The sequence below is a fragment of the Shewanella baltica genome (genome assembly GCF_900456975.1).
GTDB classification, from domain to species: domain Bacteria; phylum Pseudomonadota; class Gammaproteobacteria; order Enterobacterales; family Shewanellaceae; genus Shewanella; species Shewanella baltica.
Genome location: NZ_UGYM01000002.1, coordinates 1,505,392 through 1,522,291 on the forward strand (window position 1 = coordinate 1,505,392; position 16,900 = coordinate 1,522,291).

General features: G+C 45.9%; 7 protein-coding genes, 2 tRNA genes and 3 rRNA genes. 6 read left to right on the forward strand and 6 right to left on the reverse strand.

The features are described 5' to 3' along the window. Positions 1–489: 489 nt before the first annotated feature. The 5 genes from DYH48_RS06750 (at position 490) to rrf (ending at position 5,946) form a co-directional block, all read left to right on the forward strand. Positions 490–2,034: ribosomal RNA gene (locus DYH48_RS06750) — 16S ribosomal RNA — on the forward strand. 99 nt (positions 2,035–2,133) lie between these two features. Further along, positions 2,134–2,210, forward strand: a tRNA-Ile gene (locus tag DYH48_RS06755). Between the two features lie 137 nt (positions 2,211–2,347). Beyond that, positions 2,348–2,423, forward strand: a tRNA-Ala gene (locus tag DYH48_RS06760). A gap of 367 nt (positions 2,424–2,790) precedes the next feature. After that, a 23S ribosomal RNA gene (locus DYH48_RS06765) occupies positions 2,791–5,695 on the forward strand. 135 nt (positions 5,696–5,830) lie between these two features. Beyond that, a 5S ribosomal RNA gene (gene rrf, locus DYH48_RS06770) occupies positions 5,831–5,946 on the forward strand. The 16S, 23S and 5S rRNA genes sit together here with 2 tRNA genes alongside, the layout of an rRNA operon. A gap of 303 nt (positions 5,947–6,249) precedes the next feature. Here rrf and DYH48_RS06775 read toward each other — a convergent pair. Continuing rightward, positions 6,250–7,008 (reverse strand): DUF2057 domain-containing protein, encoded by a 759-nt coding sequence (locus DYH48_RS06775; RefSeq protein ID WP_115334357.1) that lies wholly within the window; start codon positions 7,006–7,008, stop codon positions 6,250–6,252. Between the two features lie 205 nt (positions 7,009–7,213). After that, a complete protein-coding gene (locus tag DYH48_RS06780) occupies positions 7,214–9,259 on the reverse strand; it encodes a bifunctional 2',3'-cyclic-nucleotide 2'-phosphodiesterase/3'-nucleotidase (RefSeq protein WP_115334358.1) in 2,046 nt (681 codons plus the stop codon). 708 nt (positions 9,260–9,967) lie between these two features. Between DYH48_RS06780 and DYH48_RS06785 the strand changes: the two genes are divergently transcribed. Next, complete coding sequence (locus DYH48_RS06785) at positions 9,968–12,112, forward strand: M3 family metallopeptidase (protein WP_115334359.1); 2,145 nt, start codon at positions 9,968–9,970, stop codon at positions 12,110–12,112. Between the two features lie 210 nt (positions 12,113–12,322). Here the strand turns inward: DYH48_RS06785 and DYH48_RS06790 are convergent, their stop codons facing one another. From DYH48_RS06790 to DYH48_RS06810, 4 genes are all read right to left on the reverse strand, one after another. After that, a complete protein-coding gene (locus tag DYH48_RS06790; RefSeq protein ID WP_115334360.1) occupies positions 12,323–12,706 on the reverse strand; it encodes a GCN5 family acetyltransferase in 384 nt (127 codons plus the stop codon). Next, positions 12,707–13,156 carry an acetyltransferase gene (locus DYH48_RS06795; protein ID WP_014615329.1) on the reverse strand — a complete coding sequence of 150 codons (450 nt, stop codon included), beginning with the start codon at positions 13,154–13,156 and terminating at the stop codon, positions 12,707–12,709. A 311-nt stretch (positions 13,157–13,467) separates the two neighbouring features. After that, the gene (locus DYH48_RS06800; RefSeq protein WP_115334361.1) at positions 13,468–13,944 is read right to left on the reverse strand and encodes a hypothetical protein; all 477 of its coding nucleotides are present in this window, start codon (positions 13,942–13,944) and stop codon (positions 13,468–13,470) included. Positions 13,945–14,421: 477 nt separating this feature from the next. Next, positions 14,422–16,626 carry a M3 family metallopeptidase gene (locus tag DYH48_RS06810; RefSeq protein ID WP_115334363.1) on the reverse strand — a complete coding sequence of 735 codons (2,205 nt, stop codon included), beginning with the start codon at positions 16,624–16,626 and terminating at the stop codon, positions 14,422–14,424. Positions 16,627–16,900: the final 274 nt, after the last annotated feature.

Genomic DNA, 16,900 nt, shown 5'->3' on the forward strand with positions numbered 1-16,900 from the left:
ACATTTAATAAAGAGCTAACTAATAGGTTGGCTCTTGTCATTTCTAGCGCTGGGTTAACCTCATCTTTTGCCTTAATCCAGCAAAAATTCGAGAATATTGGCGTTAAAACACACTTTTAGTTTAAAAAGTGTGCGCTTGAATCGTTTTTCGTAATTATTCGCGCCAAAGGGGTTGCGGTAAAATCTGACATCCCTATAATGCGCATCCACTGACCCAGCGGGGTCAACGGTTAAACGCTGAATAAGCTGCTAACCATGCTCTTTAACAATTTATCAAGCAAATCTGTGTGGACACTCACAGGTGTTGAGTTAATCGAAACTGCTTAACCTTCGGGTTGGCAGTCAAAAATTTAAATCAACCAATTCTTTCACGAGAGTGATGAGTGTTCATAGCAATATGTACAAAGACTTACTACTTATTTTCGAATAAATAGAAGTCGAACAGAATTCGTTGAGCCGCTGAAGTCGCAAGACGGAAGCAAAAAACTTTAATTGAAGAGTTTGATCATGGCTCAGATTGAACGCTGGCGGCAGGCCTAACACATGCAAGTCGAGCGGCAGCGGGAAGATAGTTTACTATCTTTGCCGGCGAGCGGCGGACGGGTGAGTAATGCCTAGGGATCTGCCCAGTCGAGGGGGATAACAGTTGGAAACGACTGCTAATACCGCATACGCCCTACGGGGGAAAGGAGGGGACCTTCGGGCCTTCCGCGATTGGATGAACCTAGGTGGGATTAGCTAGTTGGTGAGGTAATGGCTCACCAAGGCGACGATCCCTAGCTGTTCTGAGAGGATGATCAGCCACACTGGGACTGAGACACGGCCCAGACTCCTACGGGAGGCAGCAGTGGGGAATATTGCACAATGGGGGAAACCCTGATGCAGCCATGCCGCGTGTGTGAAGAAGGCCTTCGGGTTGTAAAGCACTTTCAGTAGGGAGGAAAGGTAATAGTTTAATACGCTATTACTGTGACGTTACCTACAGAAGAAGGACCGGCTAACTCCGTGCCAGCAGCCGCGGTAATACGGAGGGTCCGAGCGTTAATCGGAATTACTGGGCGTAAAGCGTGCGCAGGCGGTTTGTTAAGCGAGATGTGAAAGCCCCGGGCTCAACCTGGGAATTGCATTTCGAACTGGCGAACTAGAGTCTTGTAGAGGGGGGTAGAATTCCAGGTGTAGCGGTGAAATGCGTAGAGATCTGGAGGAATACCGGTGGCGAAGGCGGCCCCCTGGACAAAGACTGACGCTCAGGCACGAAAGCGTGGGGAGCAAACAGGATTAGATACCCTGGTAGTCCACGCCGTAAACGATGTCTACTCGGAGTTTGGTGTCTTGAACACTGGGCTCTCAAGCTAACGCATTAAGTAGACCGCCTGGGGAGTACGGCCGCAAGGTTAAAACTCAAATGAATTGACGGGGGCCCGCACAAGCGGTGGAGCATGTGGTTTAATTCGATGCAACGCGAAGAACCTTACCTACTCTTGACATCCACAGAAGCCAGTAGAGATACAGGTGTGCCTTCGGGAACTGTGAGACAGGTGCTGCATGGCTGTCGTCAGCTCGTGTTGTGAAATGTTGGGTTAAGTCCCGCAACGAGCGCAACCCCTATCCTTATTTGCCAGCACGTAATGGTGGGAACTCTAGGGAGACTGCCGGTGATAAACCGGAGGAAGGTGGGGACGACGTCAAGTCATCATGGCCCTTACGAGTAGGGCTACACACGTGCTACAATGGCGAGTACAGAGGGTTGCAAAGCCGCGAGGTGGAGCTAATCTCACAAAGCTCGTCGTAGTCCGGATTGGAGTCTGCAACTCGACTCCATGAAGTCGGAATCGCTAGTAATCGTGGATCAGAATGCCACGGTGAATACGTTCCCGGGCCTTGTACACACCGCCCGTCACACCATGGGAGTGGGCTGCAAAAGAAGTGGGTAGCTTAACCTTCGGGGGGGCGCTCACCACTTTGTGGTTCATGACTGGGGTGAAGTCGTAACAAGGTAGCCCTAGGGGAACCTGGGGCTGGATCACCTCCTTACCTATACGACTAACTTAATGTTTGTTGAGTGTTCACACAGATTTGCTTGATAGAAGAAAGAGTAAAAGATGGACCTAGTTAAATAGGTTTATCAAAGATGGGTCTGTAGCTCAGCTGGTTAGAGCGCACCCCTGATAAGGGTGAGGTCGGTGGTTCAAGTCCACTCTGACCCACCAATCCTTCCTTCTCAGCGTTGGAAAGTGACTCGTTTAGTGAACTAAACGTCGCCACTGTCCGCCTTGATAAGAAATGATTGGCAAACCAATCCTTTTAGAGGTTTGGAACATCTTACTTACTCGCACTGCATGTAAATGGGGCTATAGCTCAGCTGGGAGAGCGCCTGCCTTGCACGCAGGAGGTCTGCGGTTCGATCCCGCATAGCTCCACCATTTACACCTTATTCTGACTTTATTACAAAGTAATAAGGCATATGCACTATGGATAGAGATGCCAAAGATAAACTTAAAAATTATCTTTGGCTTTTTTAAGCCCGCTCTTTAACAATTTGGAAAGCTGATAGTATGTAACGTGATGATGTCTGTCGTCATGTTACTTACAAACCGATGTAAACGTGGAAACGTTTGCATCATGAGTTCTCAAACACTTTATTAAGTGTCTTGAATATTCAAAAGTAAATTATTCTTTATTGAATAGTTTACGTCTAAGGCGCGTCCACTTCTTTGGTCAGAAGTGAGACAAGTAAAACCAAGCTGGTCGCAATGCGACTCAGGTGAGTGAAACTCATTTGGGTTGTATGGTTAAGCGACTAAGCGTATACGGTGGATGCCTTGGCAGTCAGAGGCGATGAAGGACGTAGTAACTTGCGAAAAGCGTTGGCGAGCTAGTAACAAGCATTTGAGCTAACGATGTCCGAATGGGGGAACCCAGCAGCATAAGCTGTTATCGCAACATGAATACATAGTGTTGCGAGGCGAACCCGGGGAACTGAAACATCTAAGTACCCGGAGGAAAAGAAATCAACCGAGATTCCCCTAGTAGCGGCGAGCGAACGGGGATTAGCCCTTAAGTCAGTGGGGTGTTAGTGGAATGTGTTGGAAAGCACAGCGGCACAGGGTGATAGCCCCGTACATGAAAACTAACCATTGATGAAAACGAGTAAGGCGGGACACGTGACATCCTGTTTGAATATGGGGGGACCATCCTCCAAGGCTAAATACTCCTGACTGACCGATAGTGAACCAGTACCGTGAGGGAAAGGCGAAAAGAACCCCTGTGAGGGGAGTGAAATAGAACCTGAAACCGTATACGTACAAGCAGTGGGAGCGGTTCTTGAGACCGTGACTGCGTACCTTTTGTATAATGGGTCAGCGACTTACATTTTGTAGCGAGGTTAAGCGAATAGCGGAGCCGTAGGGAAACCGAGTGTTAACTGCGCGTTTAGTTGCAAGGTGTAGACCCGAAACCCGGTGATCTAGCCATGGGCAGGTTGAAGGTTGAGTAACATCAACTGGAGGACCGAACCGACTAATGTTGAAAAATTAGCGGATGACTTGTGGCTGGGGGTGAAAGGCCAATCAAACCGGGAGATATCTGGTTCTCCTCGAAAGCTATTTAGGTAGCGCCTCGAGCGAATACCATTGGGGGTAGAGCACTGTTAAGGCTAGGGGGTCATCCCGACTTACCAACCCTTTGCAAACTCCGAATACCAATGAGTACTACTCGGGAGACAGACGGCGGGTGCTAACGTCCGTCGTCAAAAGGGAAACAACCCAGACCGTCAGCTAAGGTCCCAAAGTACTAGCTAAGTGGGAAACGATGTGGGAAGGCTTAGACAGCTAGGATGTTGGCTTAGAAGCAGCCATCATTTAAAGAAAGCGTAATAGCTCACTAGTCGAGTCGGCCTGCGCGGAAGATGTAACGGGGCTAAGCTAGTCACCGAAGCTACGGGTGCATTTCATTAGAGATGCGCGGTAGAGGAGCGTTCTGTAAGCCGTTGAAGGTGAAGGGGTAACCCACGCTGGAGGTATCAGAAGTGCGAATGCTGACATGAGTAACGATAAAGGGGGTGAAAAACCCCCTCGCCGAAAGACCAAGGGTTCCTGTCCAACGTTAATCGGGGCAGGGTGAGTCGACCCCTAAGGTGAGGCCGAAAGGCGTAATCGATGGGAAACAGATTAATATTTCTGTACTTCCGCTAACTGCGATGGAGAGACGGAGAAGGCTAGGCTAGCGCGGCGTTGGTAGTCCGCGTTTAAGGTGGTAGGTTGATTTCTTAGGCAAATCCGGGGAATCGCACTTTAGTGTGCAGACTGAGAGCTGATGACGAGGTCCTAAGGGACTGAAGTAGTTGATGCCATGCTTCCAGGAAAATCTTCTAAGCTTCAGGTTAGTGGGAATCGTACCCCAAACCGACACAGGTGGTCGGGTAGAGAATACCAAGGCGCTTGAGAGAACTCGGCTGAAGGAACTAGGCAAAATGGTACCGTAACTTCGGGAGAAGGTACGCTCCTGTTGGTGATGAGACTTGCTCTCTAAGCTGACGGGAGTCGCAGATACCAGGTGGCTGCAACTGTTTATCAAAAACACAGCACTGTGCAAACTCGCAAGAGGAAGTATACGGTGTGACGCCTGCCCGGTGCCGGAAGGTTAATTGATTGGGTTATCGCAAGAGAAGCTCATGATCGAAGCCCCGGTAAACGGCGGCCGTAACTATAACGGTCCTAAGGTAGCGAAATTCCTTGTCGGGTAAGTTCCGACCTGCACGAATGGCGTAATGATGGCCACGCTGTCTCCAGCCGAGACTCAGTGAAGTTGAAATTGCGGTGAAGATGCCGTATACCCGCGGCTAGACGGAAAGACCCCGTGAACCTTTACTATAGCTTGGCACTGAACATTGAACCTACATGTGTAGGATAGGTGGGAGACTTTGAAGTTGTGACGCTAGTCATGATGGAGTCGTCCTTGAAATACCACCCTTGTAGTTTTGATGTTCTAACCTAGGTCCCTTATCGGGATTAGGGACAGTGCCTGGTGGGTAGTTTGACTGGGGCGGTCTCCTCCCAAAGAGTAACGGAGGAGCACGAAGGTTGGCTAAGTACGGTCGGACATCGTACGGTTAGTGCAATGGCATAAGCCAGCTTAACTGCGAGACATACACGTCGAGCAGGTACGAAAGTAGGTCATAGTGATCCGGTGGTTCTGAATGGAAGGGCCATCGCTCAACGGATAAAAGGTACTCCGGGGATAACAGGCTGATACCGCCCAAGAGTTCATATCGACGGCGGTGTTTGGCACCTCGATGTCGGCTCATCACATCCTGGGGCTGAAGTCGGTCCCAAGGGTATGGCTGTTCGCCATTTAAAGTGGTACGCGAGCTGGGTTCAGAACGTCGTGAGACAGTTCGGTCCCTATCTGCCGTGGGCGTTGGATGATTGAAGGGAGCTGCTCCTAGTACGAGAGGACCGGAGTGGACGAACCGCTGGTGTTCGGGTTGTCATGCCAATGGCATTGCCCGGTAGCTACGTTCGGAATCGATAACCGCTGAAAGCATCTAAGCGGGAAGCGAGCCCTAAGATGAGTCATCCCTAGGAATTTAATTCCTCTAAAGAGCCGTTCGAGACTAGGACGTTGATAGGCATGGTGTGTAAGCGTTGTGAGGCGTTGAGCTAACATGTACTAATGACTCGAGAGGCTTAACCATACAACCCAGATGGGTTTTACTGAAAGCCTTAGACAGAATATCGACACTTGATAAAGTTAAAGACTCAAAGCAAATCAGCTTTCCGAATTATTATTAGCGTGAGCCAGAGATGGGCACGGTAATAAACAGAATTTGCTTGGTGACAATAGCCTTGTGGAACCACCTGATCCCATCCCGAACTCAGAAGTGAAACGCAAACGCGCCAATGGTAGTGTGGGGTCTCCCCATGTGAGAGTAGGTCATCGCCAAGCGCCTAATTATCTCATTGAGATGTAACGAAGCCAGCTGAATAAGCTGGCTTTTTTGCGTCTAGAATTTACATTTTTTAGCGTTTTGAAACCGTTTCATTGTTTAAATGACATTAAGTTGTGAACTGGGAATAGTTACTGGGCGCTTTTTTAATGAGCTTAAGTTTTACTAAGTTCTAATTTTACGAACTGAATAGAGCCGCCAGTTCATATGTGACACTAAGCTGGCGGTCTGAAATAGATAGCCGAAGCGTTGTTGATGGTTGGAGGACAAATATCCTCTACAACGCGAGCGTGCTTTATGGATCACTCTTTATTGATTTTGGCTTTGAAGCTGGCTTTGGTATTGTCGTTAGCTTGTTTGTACCAGTAATCAAGCAGTTGACTAATTTCAGCTTGGCTAGGTTCGGTTGTAGAAGTCACTGAAGTGGTTGGTTGACTCTTGTCATTGACTGTTGTGGTTGCTGACGACATTACTGCTGGTGCTATCAAGTTCGTGGATGTGACTGCTGCTGTTTGGCGTATTTGTGGTTGGCTTGCCAATACTGGTGCAATGGCGTCGTTTGGTTGTGTTGTCGCGGTATTCATAGTGAGATTTAATGAAGCCGGATGATTGCTAAGGTTGTACTGCAGTATCTCGTGTTCGAAATCCCGTCCCAGTTGGATCCCATTCTTAATCAATTTATCGCTGGTAAAACTCACCGCTTCATCTTGAGTATTTGATAGTGCCAGCTTGGGTGACTCATCAAATTTCTTGGCATCTCTGGCTGAGTTGATGGCGGGAAGTGTCAGGGTAAGTGTTTGTGCTGACGCATCAAAACGGACGATGAGCACGTCGGATAGATAATGCACTGAGTCAGCTTGTTGCCTGTATTGCGCGGCATAACGGAAGGCAATTTGATTGATACCATCGGCTAAAACAAGGTTGCTACTCTTTACTGCTGGCTTGCCATTGACCGTTAACACTTCAGCATTTTTAGGCAGATTGAGATTAACATCGGCTGTTGCTGGCTGCACAGCGCCCAGTATTAACGCGGTGGCACATAAGATTGATTGATATTTCATAAGCTTTCTCTGTTGTTGCGAGGACGCCGCTAAATAATAAGGTAGATTTCTGACGACACAAAGCAGGTTTAACCTTTAGTGTGGAGCAAGATGAACTAAATGGCGACACACTGTTTATAGCGCGCAGATTAGCGTTAATTTAATCTGTAGGGAATAAAAAAGGCTCACGAGGAGCCTTTTGAGGTGATATTTCGGGATTGAACGCTTATTTGGTTAGGTTGATGCTATAAACGGCGAAACCCAGTTCATCCTTGCTGATCTTCTTCATTTCACGTTGTTTATTGGCTTCGATAAAGGCAGCGGCTTTGTCACTGTCTTGGGTTTCGAAGCGAACGTCTAATGTGACGTTGGTCGTGATGGTTTTGAAATCCCAGTTGTAATCGGCACTTGGATTGACCATACCTTCGTACTTACCCGTGGTTTCGTTGTACTGAGATTGCGCTGTAATATAAGCCGCTAACGCCTCACGGTTGGTATCGGGCAGTTCAAGCACGACATGGTCGCTACCCGTACCAGCAAACTTACCACCAAAGGCGCGGTAGTTATTTGAGGCGACGATAAACTCTTTCGCGGCAAATTCTTCACCTGTGATGACTTTACCGTTTTCGTCTTTATAGCTTAAATCAACGATACGGTTCGCATTGGCATTAACGACGGCGCAATCGCGGTCAAACTTACTCGGTTGAGTGACATCAATCTTGTAGGTTAAGCCATCGAGTACGTCGAAGTTATAGGTTGGATGACCATCCCAGTTGATTAACCCTTGTGGGGTGGTTTTTGCTGGGTCGATTTGATTGAACTGGTTGGCTGAGCACTCAAGCCAATCTTTCAATTCGGCGCCCGTCGCTTTGACTGCCACCATAGTGTTGGGATACAGGTACAGATCGGCGGCGTTTTTAAAGGTCAGTGGACCTTTATCGACTTGCACAAATTGATCGGCATCGCTGGTTGTACCGTGGCGACCGCCCGCTTTAAAAGGAGCAGAAGCTGACAGTACTGGCAGCCCTTTTAATGCTGCAGGTAATTTCGCTTTCACGTTAGCGATTTGCGCATCTGAAACGATTTGTACCGTTGGGTCGTCCTGCACTAAGGTAAGGAAGCTATACATGTCCGCCGCGGCGACACCGATAGGTTCATCCACAAAGGCGAGGGTACCTTGGTGCTCGGCTGCGACAGCATCGTGAATAGCAGCATCCGCTTCAACTAATGGGGCTTTATTTGCGCCATCATATATAGGTCGAGCTTGCGTTTTGGCACTAAGGACATGCCACTTGTCATCTCTACGCTCAAGTTTAAAGTCAACCACCCCTAAGTTATCACCCCAACGACCTGGCATCACTGCGGGGACGCCGTTCAGTAGGCCTTTAGTGACATCGGTATTGGGTAAGTCGGCATACTTAGCATCTGGGAAGATAGAGTGGCTGTGGCCGAATAGAATCGCATCGATACCGTCAACATAAGTCAAAGCGTAAGTGGCGTTTTCAGCCATAGGATCGCCAGGATTTTCCGTCGAACCAATGCCAGAGTGTGGAATGGCGATAATGATATCGGCCCCTTTGGCTTTCATTTCTGGGACATATTTTTTCGCGGTGGTAACGATATCTTCAACCGTCACTTTTCCCGTCAGATTTTGTTTATCCCACAATAGAATTTGCGGTGGCACAAAACCAATATAACCAATGTTAATGGTTTGATTATTGCCTTCGCTGTCGATAATAATTTTTTGTTTGATGATATAAGGGGTGAATAAATGCTCACCTTTTTTAACTTCTTTCCAGCAACCATTATCGTCGGCGCAATAAACGTTTGAGTTGATATAAGGGAAATCTGCACCACTAATGGATTTATTTAAGAAATCTAAACCATAGTTAAATTCATGATTACCGATATTGCCGACTTCATAATCTAATAGGTTCATGGCTTTATAAGCAGGGTGAACATCGCCCATTTGCAGGCCAACTTTGGCCATATAATCGCCCATAGGGCTGCCTTGCAGTAGATCGCCGTTATCAACGAGGACGCTATTCTTGGCTTCGTTGCGTGCAGCGTGGATCAAGCTTGCAGTGCGGGCAAGACCGATTGTGGGATCGTCTTTACCACTGTAGTAGTTGAAATCCATGATATTTGTGTGCAGATCTGTGGTTTCGAGTACCCGTAAATCGGCTTGAACGACTTTGTCGTCATCAGAATTACAGGCGCTGACACCAAGGGCGGCAGTGATCATCACTGCGAGTATTTTCTTATTTAACATAGTTATCTCTATTTATATTTATTTGACCCCAACGCATGTTCCGTCAAGAGCATGCCCATCATCCCGTTAATTCAGCGTCATTTAACTGTTAGGTTAATTTGTCGCTAAGTTAACGAGCGGGAATTATAAAGACATTTGATGATCTGAATGTGACATTAATCGGAGAAAAGCTGTTTCAAATTGTGACCCAGAGTGCGTCTGCCTAAATAATGAGCCATTTGGCCTGTGTATTTGTTACATTGAGGTTTAAATAATCACAGCAAAAAGTTTATTAAGAAGAATTAATATTTGTTATAGAAACGGTGTTTTATTTGCTTATGCTGCTTTCTATGTTGAAAATATTTGGCTTAAAAAATCCAATTGGATTGTTTTAAATAATTCTTTTTACATTGAATTTTAGCTAATCCTCATCATTTCTGCTTGCAAGCGCTTAACACTGATTGCTGCGCCTTAGGTGTAGCTAAGCGTTGGCATAGGCACATATAGACTCGAAATACACATAAAGTGATACAAATTAGCGCCGCAGTGGCGGGGTAAAACTTGGCTGAAATGCGCGTAACTTGTTAAGGTAGTTCATCGAAATTAACGACCGTAGCAACAAGCGTTCGTTGACTCAGACTGTTTTAAACTGAAAGCCAAAATCCGTTAGCGCGCACCTTTCACCTTAAAAATACAAACGAAAGGGCTGCAACATCCAAGGGAGTTAATATGCGTAAGTCCGTTATAACCACAGCCGTGGCCGCGGCTTTGTTACTTGGCGCTTGTTCAGACAAGCCAGCCGCCAGTGCCAATGAAGCTAAAAATGCCGTAGCGACTCAAACTGCTGCTAAAGCGCAAGCAACCAATGTGTTGCTGAGCAAGAGTCCACTGCAGGATCAAGCGCCACAATTTAACCTTATCCATACTGCAGATTATGCTCCTGCCTTCGAGCAAGGCATTAAAGCCCATGATGCTGAAATCGCTGCCATTGTGAATAACAAGCAAGCGGCCAGTTTTGACAACACCATTCTGGCGATGGAAACCTCAGGTGAATTATTAACGCGGGTGTCGCGGACCTTCTTTAATCTCGCCGGTCTGATTTCTGATGATGATTTCCAGAAAACCGAAGCTGATCTTGCACCTAAGCTATCTGCCCATCGCGATAATATTTATCTCGATCCAACGTTATTTGCCCGTGTTGAAGCGGTATATCAACAAAAAAGCAGCTTAAATGCGGAAGATCAGCGTTTAGTTGAATACTACTATGAGCAGTTTGTTCGCGCTGGCGCGAAATTGTCGGCTGAAGATAAAGCTAAAATGCGCGACTTTAACGCCGAGCTTGCAACCTTAGCGACGGACTTTTCACAAAACAGCTTAAAATCATTTAAAGATGATGTAATTGTTGTGACCGATAAAGCCCAGTTAGCCGGTTTATCTGACAGCGAAATCGCCACCTTAGCCGCAGCGGCCAAAGCTGCTGGAAAAGAGGGCTATTTGATTACCTTAGTGAACACGACTCGCCAACCTGTGCTTTCTAGTCTGAGCAACCGTGAACTACGCCAAAAAGTGTGGGAAACCTCGGCGCACAGAGCTGTTGCAACTAATGGCCCATTGATTGTTAAAATGGCGCAAATTCGGGCTAAAAAAGCTAACTTATTGGGATTCGATACTTGGGCATCCTATGCGGTTGCCGATCAAATGGCGAAAACCCCAGCCGCTGTGTATGAAATCCTCGACGATTTAGCACCAAAAGCCTTAGCACGTGCCAAAGTGGAAGCGGCTGATATTCAAGCTGAAATCAAAAAGGCAGGCGGTGATTTCGAGCTTCAACCTTGGGATTGGGCTTATTACGCCGACAAAGTGCGTAAAGAGAAATACGATCTCGACGAAAGCAGCATCAAGCCTTATTTCGAGTTTAATACTGTGCTGCAAGACGGGCTGTTTTTCGCGATGCATAAATTGTATGGCATCAGCTTAAAAGCGCGTACCGATTTACCCGTGTGGAATCCCGATGTCTTAGCCTTTGAAGTCTTCGATAAAGACAACAGCTCTATTGGCTTATTCTACCTTGACCCTTATGCCCGTGAAGGCAAAGGCGGCGGCGCGTGGATGGATGAGTTCGTCACCCAAAGCGGTCTGCTTGGCACTAAGCCCGTTGTTTATAACGCGCTGAATATTCCTAAGCCAGCCGATGGCCCAACGTTAATGACCTTCGATGAAGTGACCACTATGTTCCATGAAATGGGTCATGCGGTTCACGGTTTATTCTCGCAGGTGAAATACCCAAGCGTGGCTGGCACATCAACCGCACGTGACTTTGTTGAGTTCCCATCCCAGGTTAACGAAGATTGGAATATCGACCCAGCTGTGATTGCTAACTATGCCAAACACTACAAAACGGGTGAGCCAATTCCTAAGGCACTGCTCGATAAAATCTTAGCCTCAAATAAGTTTGGCCAAGGTTTTGATACCGTTGAGTATCTGTCAGCTGCCTTGTTAGATATGGAATGGCACTCTATCAGCGCCGATACTCAAATTAGCGATGTAGAGAAGTTTGAACACCAAGTGTTAGCTAAACACGGCCTCGATTTTGCGCCAATACAACCGCGTTATAAATCGAGCTACTTTAGCCATGCCTTCTCCGGTGGTTATTCAGCTGGATATTACGCGTATTTGTGGACCGAAGTGTTTGCCGCCGATGCCTTTGCCTACATGGGCGAGCATGGTGGATTGAAAGCCGATAATGGTGACAAATTCCGTAAAGAAGTCTTATCTAAAGGTAACAGTGAAGATCTCATGCAAGATTACATTCACTTTACCGGTAAAAAACCGACAACAGATGCACTTTTAAAGCGCCGCGGTTTAGTCGACTAATCGATTCGTTGTAAAAAGGCCCAAAGGCTTGTTAGGGAAACCTAGCAAGCCTTTTTTATTGACGTCGGGGTGGATTTATTCATCATTTTTTCAAGACAGGAAGTTAGAGGACGGGGAAATCTACCGATAACGCGCTAATCACAGTTTCAAAATAGTTTGTTGAAATGTTGGTGAAAGGCAGTCTTAAACTATTTTTTATTGATTAAATTGTTATGTTTGATTGTCGCTTATAAAGTTAGCAATAGTGTCCTCCTTACGTTGACTCTCTAATAGCCACTCAACCCTCCATTCTGTTAGGCGCTCACCCGTTTTATGAATGAATTTTCCTGCTTCAGGTTCATCAATCCATTCAAGCTGTTTAACAAGTACTAAAGGCGCTTCAGAACCATCAGTTTCATTTGAAAACTTAAGTGCTTCATTATAAGTATGAAATGCGTAATAGTAGATTTCACCATCAAATTCATCTGGAGCACCTTGCCAAGGGCGACACCAAACACGATATTCTAGGACTTGATCATAGAAATAACCGCCGCCTGATTTTGTTTCCGCCGGATACTCTCCAACCCTATTCTCATCGACTGAATCAGGATACATCTACAATTCCTCAATGGAATATAACTTCATATGCAACAACGGATAAGGTTTACCCTGTCCATCAACGGGTGAGCGACCCGTTACTGAAAAACCAATATGCTGGTAAAAACCTAATGCTTGTTGATTCTGCTCATTAACATCCACCTTTGTGGCTCCCAGTTCTTTAATGGCATGTGTCGCTAGCATGGAACCAATCCCTTTTCCGCGCGCGTCAGGTGAGATGAACAGCATTTCAATATTGCCATCATGTATCCCGCAGAATCCGAGTATTTCTCCATTGTCATTTTTAGCGCATTTTAAGTGAACGGCATCAAAATACTGTTCGAGGATCAGCGGCTTTAATTGTTGTAGATCTTCTTCTGCTAAAAAGTCATGGGTTGCTCTCACCGAGGCTTCCCAAATATCGAGCAGACTAAGATGATCTGCTTTTTCTACCATCTCAATATTCATCATATAACTCTATTGAAGATTTAATGTCGCCTAAGCGGTGAATTAAAGTGGGTTAAAATGTAAAGCGGAAACGTACCAACCTTTACGAATCCGCCTTTAAAAAGGATATGATTACGGACGAGATCCGCAGTAACCTTGTCGATAATTATGATAGAAAAGTTATGTTTTTCAAAATTTATCTGACATCGATACCTAATTACTCATCGTCACCCATTATCTTTTTTGGGTTATATTATGGCGTGTTGTTAATGTTTTCTAATGATAAACATACCTAAACTAATATCAGATAATAGAGCTTGTATTTACTGTGCTTACTTAAATATTCTTTTTGCTAAGCTTTGTCTAAACACGATTGGATCCTTGCGTAGAGTTTCGTAAAAGGCAAGGAAGGTTAGATATTTAGCAGACGACATTAACCAGTTCGCTAATAACGGAAAAATAACAAAGCAGAGGAAAATCCAGGTTTTTGGGTGTTCAAGTACTAATAAAAACAGTAAGTAACAAATGAGTTGAAAATAGACGTTTATTTTATTGATTTTAACTGCTCTAGGTCTACCTCGTATAATTAATACGTTTGGTATAACAATACTCAGGGTCATGATCACTATACTTGATGCGAAAAGGATACCAAACTCTTCGTGTGTTAATTTACCGAATAGCGTTTCAATCGTAAGGAAAAGTAAAGGGCCGATAGCGCCCGCACCAAACATAAGGAACATAATTACTGCAATACCAACGACAAACACGCCAATAGATAAGTCATGTTTCTCAAAAAAATTATCTGACATAGACTCTGAATTCCTTATAGCTGACTATTGTTAGGTTGTTGATTTTTCCACCGGTGCGCCTTATTGCTAAAGCTAAAGCTGGTACTTACTGTATCTTTACATTCTCGTAATATTAATCGAATGGGATATTAGTGGCATAAAGGAATCATAGGGAATATTCATAGTCTATAAAAACCACTTCGGCACCAATTGTATTTGGGGAAGCATCCAGAGCTTTGAATATTCGAGTGGTATTGAGTTCGTTCTGTAATCGCAGTGTGAGCAGTTTTTCTTTATTTGCTTGAAATGGAGAGCTTAGTAGGGCATTAGACATAATCATTTCCATTGATAATTTTAAAAATATCCTTATATGCGGCAACACAGTACTAAAATATTGAGCCAATTAATAGGTTATTGTAGAAGTTGCTGAATAAAATTATAAGAAAATGGGAGCCGAAGCTCCCGTTGTTTATCTTGCCTTTGGCAAATGATTAGCGATTACTCTGCCAGTAATCCACGGCTACGCAGTAGCGGCTCTATGCCAGCTTCTTTACCGCGGAAGTTTTTATACATCAGCATAGGATCATCGCTGCCGCCTTTCGACAGGATATTGTTACGGAAGGAATCCGCAGTGGCTTTGTCGAAAATGCCGTTTTCTTTAAAGGCTTCGAAAGCATCCGCGCCTAAAATATCCGACCACAGGTAGCTGTAATAACCTGCGGAATACCCGCCCGCGAAAATATGCGAGAAGTAAGTGCTGCGATAGCGTGGGCTGATTTCTTCAATCAGTCCCATTGCCGCTAACGAGTCTGCTTCAAACTTGGCCGCATCCTTTGGCGTGGTGTCGGTTAATGTGTGCCAATCTAAATCGAGCTTAGTTGCCGCCATGTATTCAACGGTGGCAAAGCCTTGGTTGAACTTGCTGGCCGCTTGGATTTTCTTCACTAGCTCTTGCGGGATCACTTCGCCGGTTTTGTAGTGCTTGGCAAATTGGGCTAACACTTCTGGCTGAGTCATCCAGTTTTCATTCACTTGCGATGGGAACTCAACGTAATCGCGAGGTACGGCAGTGCCGCCCTGTGAGCGATATTCCACGTTCGATAACATGCCGTGTAGGGCGTGGCCAAATTCGTGGAATAGGGTGCTGGCTTCATCGAAGGTCAGCAGCGCTGGCTCATTGCCCGCTGGGCGAGGGTAGTTCAATACGTTAACAATAATAGGTTTAGAATCAACGCCATTCATATTGTATTGTTTGCGGAAGGAATTCATCCAAGCGCCGCCACGTTTGCTGTCGCGGGTGAAATAGTCACCCATAAAGATGGCCATCAGCTTGCCGTCTTTATCGTAAACTTCCCAAGTACGGACTTCGGCATTGTATTTGGGTAAGTCGGTACGTTCTTTAAAGGTCAAACCGTACAAACGGTTAGCCGTGTAGAACACACCTTTTAGTGTACTGTCGAGAGAGAAATACGGGCGTGTTTGTTGCTCGTTAAAGCTGTACTTAGCGACACGAATTTTGTCAGCATAGTAATCCCAGTCCCACGCTTGCAGCTTAAATTTACCACCTTGTGCGTCAATCATGGCTTGCATATCAGCCACTTCGGTTTTGGCTTGGGCCAATGCCGCTGGCCATACTTTGTTGAGCAAGCCGTAGACGTTTTCTGGCGTTTTAGCTGTGCGTTCTTCTAACACGAAATCCGCATGGGTTTTATAGCCCATCAGTTGAGCACGTTCAGCACGCAGGGCGGCAATCTTCGCGAGGATAATCTTGTTATCGTTGGCGTTATTGTTGTTACCGCGCTCGATATAGCCTTTGTAGAGTTTTTCACGTAACTGGCGATTATCGGCATAGGTTAAAAACGGCGTAATAGAAGGGCGAGACGTGGTAAATACCCACTTGCCTTCATGGCCACGTTTTTTGGCGGTTTCAAAGGCGGTCGCAATCACATCTGCGGGTAAACCGGCGAGATCGGCTTTGCTATCAACCACTAATTCGAAGGCATTGGTTTCGGCCAATAGATTGTCACCAAAGGCTAAATTGAGTTTGCCGATTTCTTCGTTTAATGCGCGCAGTTTGGTTTTATCTTGTTCGCTTAAGTTAGCGCCGCCACGGGTGAAAGATTTATAGGTATCTTCCAATAATTTGGCTTGGGCCGTGCTGAGTTTTAGGCTGTCTTTCGCGTCGTGAACGGCTTTGACTTTTTGAAACAGTTTGTCATTGAGCAGGATATCGTCTTCGGCCGACGATAGCATAGGCGACACTTCTTTGGAGAGTGCTTGCAATGCTGGCGTAGTATCGGCGCCTGTCAGGTTAAAGAAGACGTTAGAAACGCGGGTCACTAGATCGCCAGAAAATTCCATGGCTTCAATGGTATTGGCGAAGGTGGGTTTGGCTTTATTATCAACAATCGCTTGAATTTGCTCGTGTTGCTGAGCTACGCCCGCTTTAAAGGCTGGGAGGAAATGCTCTGGCTTGATCTTATCAAAGGCCGGAATTTCCATAAACGTATCATAGGGTTTGAAGAATGGATTGGTCGCATTCTGACTGATAATCTGCGCTGACACGGCATTGGGCGCCGCGTTGGCTTGAACACTGGCTTCGGGTTGTTGTGTGCTACATGCGCCCAAAGTTAAGGCTAAAGCGATGGCACTTAGCGTGAGCTTAGCCGTGCGGGCTTGCGGTTTAAGGGTTAGTCCCTTCATTATTTGTTCCCCGTTAGGTCAATTATTGTTATGGGTGATTGTTTGATGATGGCCATGGATTTCAGCAAAAATTGAAGTCTACGCGCGGCTAAAACCATTAATTTATCTTAATGTGACTGTTTAACATGTATCGGACTAGGGGTTCCATCAATTTTGTGTTTAGTTTGTAACAAATGTTTTGTTTCAGGCTTTTAAGCAAAATAATATGGCAAACTAGCTGAGGCTTGTTATCGCGTCTCGCCGCTTTATTGGCAACATCATTGCTCAAGGCTGC

Coding starts and splice junctions, on each gene's coding strand:
- DYH48_RS06775 (WP_115334357.1), bottom strand. CDS start 7,008: ATGAAATATCAATCAATCTTATGTGCCACCGCGTTAATACTGGGCGCT.
- DYH48_RS06780 (WP_115334358.1), bottom strand. CDS start 9,259: ATGTTAAATAAGAAAATACTCGCAGTGATGATCACTGCCGCCCTTGGT.
- DYH48_RS06785 (WP_115334359.1), top strand. CDS start 9,968: ATGCGTAAGTCCGTTATAACCACAGCCGTGGCCGCGGCTTTGTTACTT.
- DYH48_RS06790 (WP_115334360.1), bottom strand. CDS start 12,706: ATGTATCCTGATTCAGTCGATGAGAATAGGGTTGGAGAGTATCCGGCG.
- DYH48_RS06795 (WP_014615329.1), bottom strand. CDS start 13,156: ATGAATATTGAGATGGTAGAAAAAGCAGATCATCTTAGTCTGCTCGAT.
- DYH48_RS06800 (WP_115334361.1), bottom strand. CDS start 13,944: ATGTCAGATAATTTTTTTGAGAAACATGACTTATCTATTGGCGTGTTT.
- DYH48_RS06810 (WP_115334363.1), bottom strand. CDS start 16,626: ATGAAGGGACTAACCCTTAAACCGCAAGCCCGCACGGCTAAGCTCACG.